The 17389-nt window shown below is 57.8% G+C and carries 11 protein-coding genes and 5 pseudogenes; 5 read left to right on the forward strand and 11 right to left on the reverse strand.

Annotated features, from left to right (window positions below):
* The 5 genes from F758_RS0130905 to F758_RS0130925 form a co-directional block, all read right to left on the reverse strand.
* On the reverse strand, positions 1–461 hold a 461-nt coding region (locus F758_RS0130905; protein ID WP_024511534.1), incomplete at its 3' end, for an IS701 family transposase.
* Between the two features lie 196 nt (positions 462–657).
* Positions 658–1836, reverse strand: a complete 1179-nt coding sequence (locus F758_RS0130910) for a M24 family metallopeptidase (RefSeq protein WP_024511535.1) — start codon at positions 1834–1836, stop codon at positions 658–660.
* Between the two features lie 187 nt (positions 1837–2023).
* On the reverse strand, positions 2024–3445 hold the full coding sequence (locus F758_RS0130915; protein WP_024511536.1) for a dipeptidase: 1422 nt from the start codon (positions 3443–3445) through the stop codon (positions 2024–2026).
* Positions 3446–3578: 133 nt separating this feature from the next.
* Positions 3579–4631: an ABC transporter substrate-binding protein gene (locus tag F758_RS0130920; RefSeq protein WP_024511537.1), complete on the reverse strand. Its 1053-nt coding sequence runs from the start codon at positions 4629–4631 to the stop codon at positions 3579–3581.
* 276 nt (positions 4632–4907) lie between these two features.
* Entirely contained in the window at positions 4908–5834 is a 927-nt protein-coding gene (locus tag F758_RS0130925) for a LysR family transcriptional regulator (RefSeq protein WP_198026596.1), read from the reverse strand.
* A 97-nt stretch (positions 5835–5931) separates the two neighbouring features.
* Between F758_RS0130925 and F758_RS0130930 the strand changes: the two genes are divergently transcribed.
* The 3 genes and pseudogenes from F758_RS0130930 to F758_RS44765 all read left to right on the forward strand — a co-directional run.
* Positions 5932–7284 carry an acyclic terpene utilization AtuA family protein gene (locus F758_RS0130930; protein ID WP_024511539.1) on the forward strand — a complete coding sequence of 451 codons (1353 nt, stop codon included), beginning with the start codon at positions 5932–5934 and terminating at the stop codon, positions 7282–7284.
* Complete coding sequence (locus F758_RS0130935) at positions 7278–7631, forward strand: AtuA-related protein (RefSeq protein WP_035723590.1); 354 nt, start codon at positions 7278–7280, stop codon at positions 7629–7631. The genes F758_RS0130930 and F758_RS0130935 overlap by 7 nt, the downstream gene beginning before the upstream one ends.
* A 603-nt stretch (positions 7632–8234) precedes the next feature.
* Positions 8235–8485 (forward strand): annotated as a pseudogene (locus F758_RS44765) (transposase); the annotation flags it as partial.
* Between the two features lie 136 nt (positions 8486–8621).
* Here the strand turns inward: F758_RS44765 and F758_RS46670 are convergent.
* Entirely contained in the window at positions 8622–9494 is an 873-nt protein-coding gene (locus F758_RS46670; protein ID WP_051387078.1) for an IS110 family transposase, read from the reverse strand.
* A gap of 83 nt (positions 9495–9577) precedes the next feature.
* Here F758_RS46670 and F758_RS48275 point away from each other — a divergent pair.
* Positions 9578–10601, forward strand: a pseudogene (locus F758_RS48275) (IS5 family transposase); the annotation flags it as partial.
* Here the strand turns inward: F758_RS48275 and F758_RS0130955 are convergent.
* Complete coding sequence (locus F758_RS0130955) at positions 10588–11898, reverse strand: methylaspartate ammonia-lyase (RefSeq protein ID WP_035723595.1); 1311 nt, start codon at positions 11896–11898, stop codon at positions 10588–10590. The pseudogene F758_RS48275 and the gene F758_RS0130955 overlap by 14 nt on opposite strands.
* Positions 11899–12090: 192 nt before the next feature.
* Complete coding sequence (locus tag F758_RS0130960) at positions 12091–13530, reverse strand: aldehyde dehydrogenase family protein (RefSeq protein ID WP_024511543.1); 1440 nt, start codon at positions 13528–13530, stop codon at positions 12091–12093.
* 1414 nt (positions 13531–14944) lie between these two features.
* On the opposite strand from F758_RS0130960, the pseudogene F758_RS44785 reads away from it, so the two are divergent.
* A pseudogene (locus F758_RS44785) lies at positions 14945–16402 on the forward strand (MFS transporter); the annotation flags it as partial.
* Positions 16403–16492: 90 nt separating this feature from the next.
* Here the strand turns inward: F758_RS44785 and F758_RS53430 are convergent.
* From F758_RS53430 to F758_RS52120, 3 genes and pseudogenes are all read right to left on the reverse strand, one after another.
* A pseudogene (locus F758_RS53430) lies at positions 16493–16594 on the reverse strand (hypothetical protein); the annotation flags it as partial.
* Positions 16551–16895, reverse strand: a pseudogene (locus F758_RS52115) (NAD-binding protein); the annotation flags it as partial. The pseudogenes F758_RS53430 and F758_RS52115, both read right to left, overlap by 44 nt.
* Positions 16896–16933: 38 nt before the next feature.
* Positions 16934–17380, reverse strand: coding sequence for a Rossmann-fold NAD(P)-binding domain-containing protein (locus F758_RS52120; protein ID WP_245286631.1), 447 nt, complete (start codon positions 17378–17380; stop codon positions 16934–16936).
* Between the last annotated feature and the right edge of the window lie 9 nt (positions 17381–17389).

Consider the following 17389-nt stretch of genomic DNA (forward strand, 5'->3'; position numbering starts at 1 on the left):
AAGGCATGGCCATGCCGCGACACATAGGAGGCGAACACTCCGATCTGGCAATTGGTGATCTTGCCTGCTGAGCCTGTGTACTGGCGTGCAACCCCGCACGAGGCCTTGCCCTGTTTCAAAAAGCCGGTCTCATCGATGACCAGAACCGCGTCCTCATCGCCAAGTGTTTCCAGCGCGTACTCACGGACAATGTCGCGGAGCGCGTCGGCNTCCCACTGCCCNCGGCCCAGGATCGCCTGCTGGCGCCACGGGCCTGGATCGCCGGACGCTTCCGCCCGCATCCAACCCGTCTTGCGCGGCTCGTTGCCCAACAGACCGTCGAGAAACTGCCCCGCCGAGGCCGCCACCCGCTCCTGCGTAAACAGCGGACGGATGCGTTGCTTGGCATCTCGCAGCGACGATACCCACAGCGTCAGCGTATCTTCAACTGACGCGCCACCAATCATCAGATCCCGAATCATGGTGACCCATGGATTCAGAACTCACCGCAAATAGCTACTGTAATGTTAGTACATCGATCTTTGCGCGCTCCATTGCCTTCCGAACACGCTGGAAGCGCTCTTCGTATTCCGATAGCTCGAACCCTAGTAGTAGAGCAGCCAAAAGCCTTCCCGCTATCACGTTTGATCTTGGTTGGGCAGCGAGAAGCTGCTTCGGCTATTTAACAAACAGCTTGCGCGGTATTGATGTCAACGACTCGTGCCCGCTCTCAGTGACAGCAAAGGACTGCGTGATGGTGATCCCCGTATCTTCGTACCAAAGGCCAGACATCATGTGGAAGCACATTCCTGGCTGAAGCACCGTCTTGTCACCTTTCCGTAAGCTGGCCGTCCGAAGCTGAAGCGACGGAGGAAAGCCGATCCCGATCGGATAACCGAGCCTCGTTTCCTTCTCATAGCCATGCCGTGCGAGCGTCTGGCTGAACACGGCGTGGACCTCCTCACATGTCCGACCGGGCCTCACATTCTCGAGCGCCACATCCAGAGCTTCGACAACAATCCCTGAAAGCTTTTGATAGGCGGGAGCAGGCTTTCCGACCGAGATCGAGCGAGCGAGATTCACCTGGTAGCGATGTCGCACTCCAAAAAGTTCGAGGTTAACTACTGTTGAAGCTGCCAGCGGCGCGTCCGTCCAGGGGGCATGTGGCGCGATGGCGCGTTCGCCAATGCAAAGAAAGTGCGGTGAGCAAGAATAGGTTCCTCCGAATTCAGGTGTACCCGACATCTGCTGGGAGTAAATGGCAGCGGCGACGTCACATTCGCGCACGCCGGCCTCGACTGTGTCGATGGCCCGCTGCATCATCGCATCTGTGATGCGGCCGGCTTGTCGCATGATGGAGACTTCTGCCGGGCTCATTACCATTCGGATCCAGTTGACCAGCAGATCGGCGTCGACAATTTCGGCAAGGGGTAGCGCTTTCACAAGATCCGCATGCGCACGCGCAGAGTAATACAAACTGCCCATCTCCACGCCGATTTTGGCCCTCTCACCGCCAACCTCCTTTACAATGTCGCCCATGAAGTCGTACGCAGACAGCTCGGCCGAGGCCACATAGCGGTCCGGATAAGCTCTGATATTGTCGTCAGCAAGATAGGTCGTCATAACCGCGGAGACGCGATCTACGAGCCGTCCGATCCAGATCGGTTCGTCGCGCTCGAGCACCACCATCACCACTTGCGGCGTATAAAATGAGTACGCATCGAACCCGGTGAGATAATTTTGGTTGGCGGGCTCCGAGAGAAGGAGAATATCGATACCTCGCTTGGCCATCTCTTTTTTTACCGACGCTAGGCGCTGGTCGAACTCCGCCCGACCGAAGTGCAGTTCTTTTTTCATATCGATGCTCCTTTCATGGTGCAATCATTTGGTGGTCGTTGCGCTATGCACTCGGTGAGTGCAACAAAGTCACATCTTGACTTCTTACGCCATCGTGAGTGAGCGGCTCGGGCCGACAAGAGCGCCAGGCGGCGCTGCTTGTCTGTCTCTTCTGTCGCGACGGAATGCATTCCGAAGCCGGAAGCCCCTAGGACGCTGCCTCGGCCTCTCTTGCTGCAGAGCGAAACCTCTCCAGATCGAACTCACCTAGTTCTCCAAGCAGCCGCGCCCATGCAGAGAGGCCCTGCGCGATGGACGCGAGATGGAAAAATTCGTTGGGCGCGTGAACATCCTCGTCTGGGAGATTGAACCCGAACATGAGGGTCTCCACTCCAAGCGTTTCGCCGAATATGGCGGTGATGGGAACTGTGGCGCCGAGCCGGACGAGCACCGGCTCCTGCCCAGTTGTCTCATAGAGAACCTTCTGTGCCGCCAAGACCAAAGGATGTTTCGCCGGCATGCTGAACGCTGGACAACCGGTTTCTGGATCAACGATCGACAGATCCACACCTGGAGCGCAGTTGGCGCGCAGATGGGCCTTAATTGCCGCACTCGCTTGACGTGGATCCTGCCCTGGAGCGACCCGCAGTGAAAGCTTGGCATGCGCTGTATTCGGGATAATCGTTTTAGTTCCGGGGCCAGTATAGCCGCCCCAAATTCCGTTCACGTCCAATGATGGACGCAATGTCAGCTGCTCCCGTACGGAGAAGCCAAACTCACCATGGGCTTGCGCGCCGACTTCGGTTATGAAATGAGCCTCATCGAACGAGAGGCCATTGGCCTGGGCTCGCATTTCGGACGACGGCTGCGGCACCCCGGCCATCAGCTCCGGAATTGCGATCGCGCCGCGCACGTCGTGCAAAGATGCGATGATACGAGCCATCTCGTGCGCAGCGTTTCGGACCGCACCGCCGTAGCGACCGGAATGAAGATCCTTATCCGCGGTTCGGACCGAGAACTCGAGCTCCACTAAGCCACGCGAGCCAACGTTGATGGTCGGTACAACCGGACTAGCCCTTCCGCCATCTGCCGAGATCATCGCATCCGCCCGCAGCAGTGTCCTGTAACGGTCGACGATTGCATGCAAGCTTGGGCTGCTGCACTCTTCCTCGCCCTCCAGAAAGATCTTGACGTTGACCGGACAGCCGCCTTGCCTTTTCAAAAAGGCAGCAACGACTTCGAGCGCAATGACCGTTGAGCCTTTTACGTCGGATGCGCCCCGCGCGTACAGTCGCCCGTGTCGGATCGCAGGTTCGAAGGGCGGTGTCACCCAAGCTTCGACAGGGTCGGGCGGCATTACGTCATAATGACCGTAGATGAGCACTGTAGGCTTGCCCGGCGCACCATTCCAAGCACCGTAAATAGCGGGATGGCCACCTCCGTCCAATAGTTGGACATCGTTGAGGCCCATCGAGCTAAGCCAGCTCAGCAGAAACGCCTGAGCATCCCGCATGCCCGTAGTGAATGCAGGATCGGTGCTCACGCTCGGTATTCGAAGGAAATCGCACAGTCGCTCCAATATTTCGTCTTGGCGACCGAGCAAGTCCTGCACGATTGAATCAACGTTCACAAGGCATCTCCTTCTAGCGCGACCACGCATGGACAACATGCCGCGCGCGATCGTCCGATCACTGGTAATGCGCAGCCAAATTCAAGCCTCTCATGGACAACGCAGACGCTAAGCGGATCCAGTCACACTCCACCTAGCTTCGGAAGATTTTGTTAATTCTCTCTATCCACGCGCTACGGTTTGCCATCACCGCTTCCCAATCGACCTTCCTTTTCAAGGCATTACGGCCTGGAGAATTGAATAGGAGGTCTTTTCGAAGCTCTTCCGGCAAATTGATATCGGTCGTCACGCCAAACCGAAGCACCTGAGACAAACCGAGGATGCCCTGATCAGAAAGAAACTGGTCAACGCAGGCATGTGCGGCCTCCGGATATTTCGTTCCCTTCACGACGTTGATGTAGGTGGTCAGCGAGTAAATGCCTTTAGGAGGCACAGCCGTCACAATGGGAACGCCCTTGGTGCGCAATTCGTATGCCCGACCATCCCAGAATATTCCCGCGTAGACCTCTTCGTTCTGGAGCATCTGAAGTTCAGTAACGGTCGTGTCAGCGAGCGCGACAATGTTTGGCTTAGCGGCCTCCATCACCTTGAATGCCGGCTCCATATTCGCGACAGAACCACCGTTTTCCTCGGCGATCGCGACGAGAGGAAGCATCAATCCGAATGTACTCGGAGACTGCATGACAGCCCTAGCTTTTAGGTCCGGTCGAGCAATGTCCGAATAGGAGGTCAACGGCTCCTTGATGTGTTTGGAATTATAGACGGGTACAGACGAAGCAAAAGTGAATGGCGCACCGTGATCGCCGAATTCGCGGAATCCCGGAAGGACTCTTTTGATGTTCGGAACATCTGATGCTTTGATCTCCTCAATAACACCAGACTTGATAAGCTGAACCATGTAAGGGCTATCGCCCAGAAACATATCGAATGGAGGACTGCTCTTGTTTGCAATCAGTTTAATGACGTCGTCCTGTTCTGGGCCAGCAGTAAATTGAACATTGAGGCCATATCTCTCTTTGAGCGGCTCAGCCACACATTTTTTCAGTGTTTCATCGTAGGTGCCGCCAAAGCCATTCACGCGCAGTGTGATGCCGGCGAACTTGTTTGCTTGAGCGTGGACATAGGGTGCACTCACGGCACCAACCGCGGTCGCACTCGCGAGCTTCAAAAATGTTCTTCGTTTCATTCCCGCCTCCTCTGTTTTATCCCTCAGTGACAATGACAGGCATACGCTTCTCAGCTAGCGGCTAGTCCTGATTACCGGATTCTTCTGCATGTCCGCTCCTAGAAAGATGACGAATTAGATAGCTTCTGGTCGACGCCGGATTTCAACGTTTTTTTGGATTACGCGCCGATTTCAGCCGCGCGCCGCGCGTTGGAGCAGCGTTTCTGTATCTAACAAGCCTTGCGATTCAAGGGCCAGTTCATTCGGCCAGCAAAAGCTCTTTTGATCCCAGCAAAGCTAACCAACTTTGCTGGGCTTGCGATTACTTTGGAGTACGACGCGCGACGCGCTTGCAAGGCTAACAGCGACATGTTCGTGGAGGAAACGCGCTGGCGCGGATAAGCTGCGCTCTTTCAACTTTAGTATGCCGAGGCTCCGGTGGATGGTTGGCTCCTCTAGGGGTCGCACGACAACTTTGGCGGCGCGGAACGTTGCTAATGTCAATCCAGGCAAAGCTGTTATCCCGAGGCCGGCAGCGACCAGGTTCACGGCGGACGCAATCAGCTCCACCTCGTAGCGCGGGCGAACTGCCGCGTGGGCTTGGGCCATGGCCGCGTCAGCAAAGCGGCGAACGGAAGTGTTGGGCGACAACGCGATGAACGGATACTCCGCGGCGGCGCGCCAACGTATGATCTTTTGTTGCGCTAGTGGATGATTGCGTCTGCAGACCAAGATAAACGGATCGGTGGCGAGTTCATTAAATTCCAATTCAGGATACGTTGCCGTCTGCGTGGTGACGGCGAAATCAACGATACCGTCGCGCAGCATGTTGACAGCCCGATCTTGCAATACATCATGGACCGTGAGATCGATTTCGGCGAACTCACGCGCGAAAGCGCTCAATGCTTGTGGCAAAACGGCAGCTGCAATTGAAGGCAAGACGGCGATCGAAACACGCCCTCGCTTGCCTGCGGATCGCGCCGCTATTCCTCTCAACGCCGCTTCGAAATCGCGGACAAGATCTTCAGCCAACGCCGCCAGATCCCGGCCGTCCGCCGTCAACAGCAACGAGCGTGTGGTGCGGTCAAATAGGCGAAAGCCCAACTGCTCTTCAATTTTGCCGATAGTGCCGCTCAAACTCGGTTGCGAAATGCCGAGCTTGCTGGCGGCGTCGCTGAAGGACCGAGCGCGGCTGGCAGCAACGAAAACCTGCAGCTGTCTCAAGGTTATAGTCATAACTGATGCCTATATATCGCCTCGCCTCTATTCTTGACACCTATATTTCTTCGCTGGTAGATAGGTCAAGGATCTGAGAGGCGAGATGTCAGAACGCATTCTAGTTGGTGCTGGGGCGGGTTATTCCGGTGATCGGCTCGATGCTTCGATTGCGGTGGTCGGCAATCTTTGTGCATCGGGCGAACGCGCCGCGATCATCTTCGAAACGCTGGGCGAGCGAACGCTCGCGCTCGCGCAGCTTCGCCGAAAACAAAACCCCCGCCTGGGGTACGAGCCGAAGCTGAAGGAACTGCTCACGCCTGTTTTGAAGGAATGCGTGGACAGCGGAGTTACCGTTCTCGGCAACTTCGGGGCGGCCAATCCAATCGCGGCGAGCGATGTCATTGCTGAAGTTGGGATAGAGGTCGGCGTCCGTCCACGGATTGGCATCATCACCGGCGACGACATGCTGTCTCCGGAAGGGCTGGAAGTGTTGCGCGCGTGTTGCGACAACCTGCCCGATTCCAAATTGCTGGCTTCCGCCAATGTCTATCTGGGTGCGGAACCGATCGTGGAGGCGCTGAACGAGGGCGCGCAGGTAGTGGTCACCGGACGTGTCGCAGACCCATCCCTGACGCTCGGTCCCGTCATTCACGCTTTCGGATGGTCGTTCCAGGACTGGCCGCGGCTTGGCCGCGCCACCATGGCAGGCCATTTGCTTGAATGCGGCGCACAGGTAACGGGCGGCTACTTTGCCGATCCTGGTTTCAAGGACGTTCCTGGACCGGAACGTATCGGCTACCCAATTGCGGAGATCGACCGCGATGGCAATTTCTTCATCGGAAAAGCTACCGGTGGCGGACTGGTCAACCGGCGCACTGTCACCGAACAGCTGCTCTACGAGCTCCATGACCCGGCCGAATACCTTACGCCCGACGTTATCGCCGACATCTCCAATGCCGAACTCACCGAATTGCCGGGCGATCGCGTGCACGTCGATGGTGTAACTGGCCGCCCCCGGTCGCAGACGCTGAAGGTTACAGTCTGCTACGACGGCGGCTGGCTTGGCGAGGGGGAAATATCATACTACGGTCCCAACGCTTTGGCGCGGGCGCGACTAGCTGGCGAAATCGTGAAGCGCCGCAGTCCACGTTCGCTCCGCATCCGCTGCGATGTAATCGGCGTGTTGAGCGTTTTAGCCGACGATTCAGGTCGCGCCTGGGATTCGGTCAGCAATCCTCCAGGTCAGGACTTGCGGCTCCGACTCGCATTTGCCGGGCCCGACAGAAATTTGGTGGAACGCGGATTGGCCGAAGTCGAGGCCCTGTACTGCGCGGGTCCGGCCGCCGGTGGCGGCATCAGGGTGGCATTACGTCCGCGCATTTCTGCGATCTCCTGCTTCGTACCTCGCAGCGCTATCTGTCCAAAGGTCGAGATCAGGGAATCACGCTCATGCTAAAGTTGAAACTGCATGCTCTTGCGCATGCACGCGCTGGCGATAAAGGCAATCGTCTCAACATCTCACTGATCGCCTATTCGTCTGAAGTATATCCGTTGCTCAAGGACAGGGTCACGGAACAGACCGTCGCTGCTTGGTTCGCTCACCGTACGCCGAGCCGGGTGAAGCGTTACGAATTACCTAAACTCAGCGCGCTAAACTTCGTGATCGATGACATCCTGGACGGAGGCGTCACACAAGCACTCAATCTCGATTCTCATGGGAAAACCCTTAGCTATCATCTGCTGGACATGCCTATCGACGTGCCCGCCGATATCGTGATTTCGAAGAGCCAAAGCGGCGACTGAGGACGCCGGCCCGCAATCGGCCAACCAACGTTTGTAAGCCAGTCCGCTTCATTGTCTTCAGCCTACGTGAGCAAGCAACGTCAGATCGATGACGTCACTTCCATTGCATCGGAGCGTCCGGGTGACATGGTAGGCGGGCAGCACGTGCAAACCGTCTCTGAGTCAATGCAGCTAAGCTCAGGGGCAGAGATGCGGCCCCGATCACAGTCACCTGCCCGCCCCCATCGAGCCCCCTGATACGTCCGACTCGATGCTGCAGCGATGACTGAGTGCAACCGGCGCCGATTGGTGGTATCAATCGAATCAGGCTCTGGTCGACGTCGATCGGCGAGAGAAGTGACGCGATTGGTGAAGCATTCACGCCGTCGGAAGGGCCATTGAATGGCTAGCCTTCCTTCAAGCTGTTGTGTAACCCGTTATACGTCAGGCGGACCTTGCTAGTCGTCCGTGAAGAATCTCCAAGTCCTTGAGCGGGATTCGATTTTTTGGACGCGACATTTGAGATTGCCAGCTTTTGGGCCTTGAGGCCCAAGAGCTTGCAATTTCATTTTTGCGATTCCCTCGAATCGAGGGCCGTGATTCCTTGTCGCATCGGAGGGGACGATGCGACCAAAGGAACAACGTGACAGCGGACAGGCTGATCTTCTGCGCTCGCGGCTGGACGCGATCATCGACATGAACCATGCGCTGGTGAAGCTGGCGCGAACGATCGACTGGCCGTTTCTCGAGCAGCGGTTCGGCGCACTCTACGAGGACAAGCCGGGCCGGCCGCCGTTGCCGACCCGCCTGATGGCAGGCCTGGCCATCCTCAAGCACACCTACGACCTCTCTCCGATGAGGTCTTGTGCGAACGCTGAGTGGAGATCCCCTCTATGTCCTTTTTCAAGTAAAAAGATGCGAGTCATGTCACCGTACCGGAGGTGCGGCGTGATGACAATCGTGAGGTGATTGCTGTCGGTTGGGGAGCAGGACGACGATGGCGACGGTCGATCAATCTTCCATTCGCGGCTCAAAACCGCATGAGCGTTTGAGGTTGCAGGCCACCTCGGACCTATTGCGGGCGTCAGCATACATGCCGGCCCGATGGGGTTCTCGAGGATTGCGTTGACCGTTCGTCCTGCCCCCGGCCAAACAGGCCGGCGCGAGCGCGACTATGAAGTCGCCGGCTTCACCTCCCGGCCGATCGCCCAAACGAAGCCGCAGAGCTCTCGCGCAATCGCGGCCACCACCACGGTTGGCTTCTTCCCGGCTGCGCTTAATGTGCGAAATCGTTTGCAAAGGCGAAGTTGCGCCTTCCAGGCGATGTCGCGAACTATCTTGGGAAGCCGTACGACGATCTCGGCCTTGTCCTTGGCGCGGTGGATAGCGATAGCTCCAAGCAGCCTCGATGGGCATTCGCGCTGCCTCGCTGTTGCCGGTCTTCGTGATGCCGCCGCGCCGGATCCGTTCGCCGTTTGACTGCTCCGAAGGCACCAGTGCGCATTCCAGGCCGAGATACGACATTAGCTGCCGCGCATTCTCAAAACGGCCGAGATCGCCGATCGCTGCGACAAACGTTGCGGCGGAGATGAAATCCAGACCTCGCAACCCGCGCAGTGCCTCCACAAGCGGCCCCATCGACCAATGAGTGGCCATCGTGCTGATACGCCCGATAGGCTGGTCGCGGCGGTCATGCGCCGTCCAGACTGCTTCAAGGTAATCCTGAAAAACGATCTGATGCGCGGGCTGATCAAAGGTCTGACCAGCAAGCCAGGAGCGGTGCCGTTGAGTCCAGTGTTTGCCTGTCTCGTAAGTGCGACCGTGGCGCAGCAGGAATGCCAGCAGTTGTTGCCGAGCTCGCACGAGCTGCATCGATGCATCCATCCGCGCTCTCGTGAGATCCCGCATTGCTTCGTGTCCCCCGTCCGGCCCCCATACTCGCGTGAGGTCGCCCGAGCGGTGTAGGATCGCCAACGCGCTGGCGCCAGCGCATGGGCGAGGAGAAGCTGCAAGCATTGCTGCAGGAGAGCCTCTCGGTCGCCACCAAGACCGAGGCGATCAAACCGTCCGACCTCAATCGCGTCATCGTCGACACTACGGTACAGCCCAAGAACGTGATGTTCCTGACAGATGCGCGGCTTCTGAACCGGGCGCGCGAGATCCTGGTCCGGCTCGCAAAGCGGCATGGCCTCGCGTTGCGGCAATCCTATGTGCGGTTGGCCAAGTTCGCCCTGATCAAGCATCAGCGCTATGCCCACGCCAAGCAGTTCAAGCGCCAACCGGGCCTTGCAGACGCTTCGAACCTATCTCGGACGCGCCATCCGCGACATTGCCCGCAACATCGAAGCCCGTACCGACTTGCTCGGGCAGATTGTCCTTGGACGCATGCTGGCGCTGGCGCGACGGGTGCTTGATCAAAAGCAGCACCAGCGTGGACCGAAGGTCTATTCGCTACACGCGCCGGAGGTGGAGTGCATCGGCAAGGGCAAGGCGCACCGGACTTACGAGTTCGGGGTCAAGGTCTCCCTCGCCACGACCTTGGCGCACGCCAAGGGCGGTCAGTTCGTCACCCATGTGAAGGCGCTGCCCGGCAATCCCTATGACGGCCATACGCTTAAAACCGTCATTCCGGACATGGAGGCGCTCACCGGCAACATCATCGAGCGCCTCGTTCTCGACAAAGGCTATCGCGGCCACAATGCGCCGCCCGAATACAAGTTCAGGGTGTTCATCTCGGGCCAGAAGCGGCGGGTAACACAACAGATCAAGCGCGAACTGCGCCGGCGCTCGGCCGTCGAACCCGCCATCGGCCATCTCAAATCCGAGCACCGCATGGGCCGCAACTATCTATGGCACCGTGAGGGCGACGCCATCGACGCCGTTCTCGCCGCGGCAGGCTACAACTTCCGCCGCCTCATCCGGTGGCTGCAACTCTTGCTAATCCAAATCCTCGTCCAGCTCACTGCTCGACCGCAGTTCACCTCAGGTTGAAATCAGAGTTCTTCACGGACGACTTTGCTACAAGATTCTCAATAGCGACTTTATTGCGTCGGTACCCGAGAGTAGACAGTAATCTGCTCTGCTCGTTGCCTACAATGGAGATTCCCTCATCGACACCCATCCCGGGCTTGGCAAGCATCATGTCGGCCTGTGTAGCCACCGCTATATTGACAGCGACCCTCGCGGACAAGTCTGTTTCGGTGCAGCTTCCACCAACATATGCGCCAACTCCATTTTTCTTACATGTCAACACCGCCCGCGCGCTGTCGGCGATCGAACCAACGTCGGGCATCTTGATTTGGATGAGATGAGCCGCTTTTGCTTCGGCGAAGCGCCGAATGTCTTCAAGCGTGTTACAGTGCTCGTCGACCACGATCCTGGCTTCTGTGCCGCGCTCGTCGAGAAGTGCGACGATCTTGGCGTATTCGTCAAGCTGAGCTTCCGTCGAGCCAAAATCTGCTGGAGATTCGATGTGAAGCCGGTAGCCCGGGACGTCATCTGCAACCCGCGTGATAAACTCCACAATCTTTTCTACCTGCATGCCAATCTCGAGACCAATCCAACCGTAAACGTCGAAGTGCAGGACAGGGCGATACCCGGGCTTTCCGATTTCTCTCGTGCGCTTGGCGACCCACTTCACGAAGCTACGAAATGTCTCGCCCGAAGCGCCGAACTTTTCGCGCGAGTTGATCAACCCATGTGGAAGCACCTCGACAGACTTGAGTATCATCTTGTCGACGTTGACTTCTCTTAAATCCCCACTCTGCGCGTAGATCGGGACGGGCTTCTCCGGCAGCGGTAAAGAGAATTCCGAGCAGATCACTTCAGCAAGCGTAGTTCGGGAGCGATGTGCTGCAGCGCTAAGCAAAGCCTGGCTCACGCCATATTCAATCGCGAGCGGTAGCCGCCGGTTGTCATGGTACGCGAGGACATCTTCACAAGCACTCAGGAACCGGGACACGTCGGCAGCGAGAAGCCGCGGTATTACAACAGATCTGCTAACAGCTTCGATTGCGTCGACGTGAAACACTGGATCACGACCGCCTGCGCCCGAATATTGTACGCTCATCATGTCACCCCACACGATGACATCGTCGGACAACACAAGACCGATACTGAGGGAGCGCGACGGCATGCGGATGCTGTCGAAACCAGGCGTCAGAGGATTGCCTACATAGAGAAAACCGTCATGAGCAACGCCGGCCCGTATTGCGGCTTGATCGTCATAGAAGAAACTTCCGTTCCCGGTCGCCAGAATTACATCCTTTATCCTTTTACAGTTTCTCATTACGAGCTCAATCTTGATTCCTCGCCATCTACTGTGTCGATCGGTAGGGTTTAGGAGCGGCTTTTGTTCCGTTCCCTCCAATCGATTCGAATGAAATGACCTGACATCGATTTTCAGTAGATTGCACTTGCGCGTACGCCGAAATGGGAGAGCTGCGCTTGATGGTACGCCGTCCAGACCGGATTGAGCCGTCTATTCGGTCGACAAAACATCCGCTGAATTAACGAGCTTCAGGTTTTGGAAGGTCCTCAACCCCTCCACGCCGCCTTCGTAGCCGTAACCGCTCTGCTTGATACCACCGAGTGGCGCATCTGCCGATACACCTTTGAGAAAGTTCACGCTGACAGCGCCCGTCGAAAGGCTCCGGATCATCCTTTGCTGAGTGTCAGGCGAATCGCTGAAAACATAGGATGCCAGCCCATATTCGGTCGCATTGGCTCCCTCGATTGCCTGTTCAATCGTATCGAAGGGGGCGACAGTCAGGATCGGTCCAAACGGTTCTTCGTGAAGCACCCGCGATTCAGGATGAACGTTGCTCAAAACTGTAGGCGCCCAATAGAATCCTGGTCGGTCAAGCCGTTTACCACCTGTTTCAACCCTTGCTCCGCGAGCGACTGCATCTTTCGTCAGGCGTGCCATGGCTTCAATACGCCTCGCATTTGCCATCGGACCCATGTTCGTCTCTGGATCATCGGGCATGCCGACCCTGATCCTTTCTGCCGTCTGAACAAGCCTTGTCAGGAACTCCGGATAAATGGATCGCGCGACTAGAATGCGGCTCGGAGCATTGCAGCTCTGCCCCGCAAATCTAAACTTGTACTCGGATATTGCAGAAACGGCCTTTGATACGTCCGTGTCTTCGAAGACGACGACAGGAGAGTGGCCACCCAGTTCTAGTACGCAGCGCTGCAGATTGCTTGCTGCAAGCCTCGCAAGCTGTTTGCCAACCGGCGTTGAGCCGGTGAAGGACAGGACTCGAACAGCCGGCGAACCGAGCAGGTGCTCGGAGACCACCGAAGGATTACCAAAAACGAGGCTCACAACGCCAGCTGGAATCTCGGCTTCCTCAAATGCCTCAGCTATGTAGACGCCGGCGCTTGGAGCCTCCTCAGCCGCTTTCAGGATTACTGGGCAACCAGCTGCGATAGCTGGGGCAAGTTTCCGCGCGCTGAGCACGGCCGGGTAGTTCCAGGGCGTGAACGCAGCAACTACACCAATGGCTTCCGGTACGATCATCCTATTCTGATCTATCGGAAACGGGGCGGACAATTCCTCTGCGTGAAGACCATTCCACTCGAGAGTTTCGATTGCGCGCGCGTACTCCCCTTTCGCTTCGGCCAAGGTCTTGCCTTGCTCTCTGGAAAGGGCGGCTGCCGCAGCGTTCACCTTTCCCTTTAGAATCTGAGCTGCGCGAACCAGAAGAGCCCCCCGTCTATGAGCCGGCGTATTGGACCAACGGTGCAAACTGTTTTGTGCACACGTTAAAGCATCGTCGATATCCGATGCAGAGGCAACGGCGACGCGACCGAATTCCTGCGCGGTAGCGGGATTGATAAGGGCCAGATCAGCGCCGTCACCACCCGACCGCCAGACTCCGTTTATAAAAAGTCTATACTTTAAGCTCTCGGACATGCTCGGTCGCCTTTCTCCCGTTGGCAAGTTATCCAGTTTGCTAAATGGCCAAGCGTGAGTTGCGCTGGCACGATTCAGGGCAACAGCCCGCCCCCGTACTCGAGGCCGCCGTCAGCCCAACCGGATCGAGGTGAGCGACTTTCTATCCTTTCTATGCGGAGGGCCCAATCACCTCGAGCTCGCATGCGGCGCTTGGAAATGGATAGCCTTCGAGAAAGGGAATGGATGGCCGGAATATCTCGGCCATCATCCTTTAGATATTCTTGCATCGCAGCCCTACCGAGCTTTCTCTGAGTTGGCCGGCTCTCTGCGTGGCGAAGATTAGGTGCGCCGGCTACCGGATACGGAGGAAAGACCATTTGAAAGTCGGCCATTGGTTGAATGCCTGTGTACTCAAGATAACAGAGTCTCGCGAATGCATTTACGTCGAATCTCCTGCCGTCCGGATGATTTCCTGCATGGCATTGGCATTATGCGCCGCAATTCACCTCAAGCCTGGAGGTGACAATGCACTATGGCAGAACAGACCCAGCATGCGCGAGATCGCGCACTAGGAACATCCATCTGATTAATGATCGGCGAACGGCGGGGCTTTCTGCTACAGCGTGCCAGGGAAGTTTGAAGAAGCCCAGCTCGAAAGCATCATGGAAGGCAGTTGTCTCGATCGTTCCGAGTGACATCAAATGCTTGTCCTCTACGTTACCGCGCCCAGCATGGAACATTGCGAGGCTTTTTTATATGAGTCCGACATCAAAGAATTCCAACTCAACTGTCATTCTAAACCGCATAATGATCGAGGCCTCGCCTTAGGCTTGGCGAGTTCTTGCTCACTCCGCCGATCCAGGCGTCTGCGCGCTCTTTCGTCGCCAACTCCAATACAACCCAGGAAACCCGCACCACCCTCCGCTAGTCTAAGCTGCTGCGGACGTTTGAGTTGGGACGGAGCTCTCTTCAGTTTTGTGTCGGAGGATCGAAAGCACCAATATCGCATTTCACTCGATTGCGTGATCCATCCACTCTGGCCAAAGCTTTGCAGGTAGGCGCTTAGGAGCTTGATCTGAGCTCGCTCGAGGAAATAACGATCTCCGGCTCCAGCGACCGTAACCCAAATGCATATTCAGCCGGTACGAAGCGGGCTAGATCTCGAAATCAAGAAGGCGGCCGAGGCCGCATGTTCGATACCTGACCACGGAGAACTCTGCCCGAGAAGGATGTCGCTCCTTCTTCGGTTGATCGCGCTGCAGCTGGATCGACCGGCGTTACCACAACCAAGAATCGTCAGGACGGCGGCGCTCATGAGGCTCCCAAGGCCACACAGGACGAAAAGGCAGTTGTCCGGTTGCGCGAGTGGTGAGTTCCTGACCAGGATCGACCAGATCCTGATCAGACGCTCGGAGAGGAGGCAGTCGCCGAGATGACCGATCCGCCCAGACCCCAGACGTTCGTTGCCGATGCGATCACCGCAGCGTTACGCTTTCCGACTTTCCGGCGCGTCTGGCTTGCGAGCCTGCTTGCTAATCTCGGTATCCTGATCCAAGGGGTCGGCGCAGCTTGGGCTATGAGACAGATGACGTCGTCCGCGGACGAGGTAACATTCGTGCAGACCGCATTTCTGCTTCCGATGGAGCTAATCTCGATGCCCGCCGGCGCCATTGCTGATATGCACGATCGGCGCATCGTGGCGCTGGTAGCGCTCTCCATTGAGCTTTGCGGCGCAGCCGCGCTGAGCTTGCTTGATTAGCTGGATCTCACAACGCCGAATCTGTTGTTGGCACTGTGCTTCGCCATCGGCAGTGGCATGGCACTGATGACCCAGCTTGGCAATCGTCCGTGAGTGAGCAGGCGCCAGCTGAGGCGATACCGTCCGCGGTCGCCCTCAACCGCATGAACTACAATATTGCGCGCAGCGGCGGCCCAGCCCATCTGCGGCATTGTCGTGGCGAGCGTCGGTGCAGTGGCTGCGTTTGCACTTAACGCGGTACTCTACCTCCCACTAATGGTTTCGCTGTTCATGTGGAACCACGTAGCCGAACCCCCGCGGGTACCGCCGGAAAAGTTCAAGCGGGCCATGGTTTCCGGCGTGCGCTAGATCAGCAATTCGCCATCAATCAAGATCGTGCTGACCAGCGCTATGTTTACCGGCGTCATTGGTGGCGCGATCATCGCACTGATGCCACCGGTCACGCGCGATCTCCTGCATGGAGGCGCCCAGACTTATGGCATCATGCTAGGCGCATTTGGTCTAGGCGCGGTGATCGGCGCGTTCAATATCACGCGGGCTCGTAAGCGGCTCAGCGGCGAGGCGGCGATCCGCGCCTGCGCGATATCGATGAGCGCAACGCTCCCCGCAGTGGCGTTGAGCCGCGAGCCGGTACTGACGGCAGCAGCATTGGTCCTGGTAGGGCTGTATGGACCATGGTGTGGGCACTGTTCAGTATTGGCGTGCAGCTGTCGGCGCCGCGCTGGGTCACCGGACGCTCGCTCGCAGCCTATCAAGCTGTGAGCTCAGACGGAATTGCCGTCGGCAGCTGGGGCTGGGGCCACCCGACCGATGCGGCCGGGGTCGAAACGGCGCTCCTGGCGTCGGCCGCTCTGATGCTGGCTTCGACGTTTATTGGCCTGTTCCTGACCATGCCCCCTATCCACGCCCGCAGTCACGAAGCCGAGTTGTTGGCCGATCCTGAGGTCAGACTTCCCTTGACTGGGCGAAGCGGGCCTCTGGTAGTGGAGATCGAATACCGGGTGGCGCCGGAGAACGCGTGGGCGTTCCACAATATCATGCAGGAGGTGCAGCTGTTTCGGCAGCGCAACGGCGACTACGGGTGGTCGATCGCGCGGCCTTGTAAGTCAGCCGCCCCGATGGACATTGAGACCTGCACACAAATGCGGTTTTTCGAGCACGGCTACGAATAGCGTTGTTCAGCGCCTGACTCGAGGTGAGTGGGACAGCTCCCGGCATATTGGACGCAGTAGTGGATGACGCCGTCCACCTCGTAAGTCGGATTAGCGTGCGTCGTCGGACGCGATGTCTCGAAACAACCACCTTGATCGATTGTGAAAGGATTACCGACCCCTTGCACATCGAGCCCAACATGCCGCGACTGATAAGTTTCGGCGCACTCGCCAGGAATGAGCACCGCACCAACGACTGCGTCCGCCGCAAACACCTCCTCCTCGACGGCGTCTATTGTCGAGAATCTGGTGCGAGCGCGTCCTTCGAATAGCTCGTCCAACTCGCGAAGCCGAGGTATCGAGCGGTCGAGAATTGTGACCTCGGCACCCAAGCCGGCCGCCATCCGTGCCGCATGGGTACCGGCAACGCCGCCTCCGATCACCACGATACGGCTCGGCTGGGCGCCCGGCACGCCGCCGATCAACAGCCCCCGCCCGCCCGCATACGGTTTCAGGGCCGGCCCGCTGCTTCAATCGCAAGCCTGCCCGCGACCTCGCTCATCGGCGCAAGCAGCGGTGGACCGCCATGCGCATCAGTGACAGTTTCGTAGGCGATGGCAGTGCACCCCGACTTCATGAGGCCGTTGGCCTGCTCCGGGTCTGGCGCCAGGTGAAGATAGGTGAACAGGATCTGGTTCTCTCGCAGTTGCGTCCATTCAGACGGCTGCGGCTCCTTGACCTTTACGATCATCTCGCTCGATGCAAACACCTCGCGAGCGGAATCCAGAATCGTCGCGCTAGCCTTGCGATAATTGTCATCTGTAGCGCCAATGCCAGCGCCCGCACTGGTCTCGATCAGCACGCTGTGGCCGGCCGCAACATACTCGCGGACGGCCCCAGGCGTCAGGCCCACGCGGTATTCGTGCGTCTTGATTTCTTTGGGAACACCGACCTTCATCTGCAGCTC

The organism is Bradyrhizobium sp. ARR65 (genome assembly GCF_000472385.1).
In the GTDB taxonomy this organism is placed as follows: domain Bacteria; phylum Pseudomonadota; class Alphaproteobacteria; order Rhizobiales; family Xanthobacteraceae; genus Bradyrhizobium.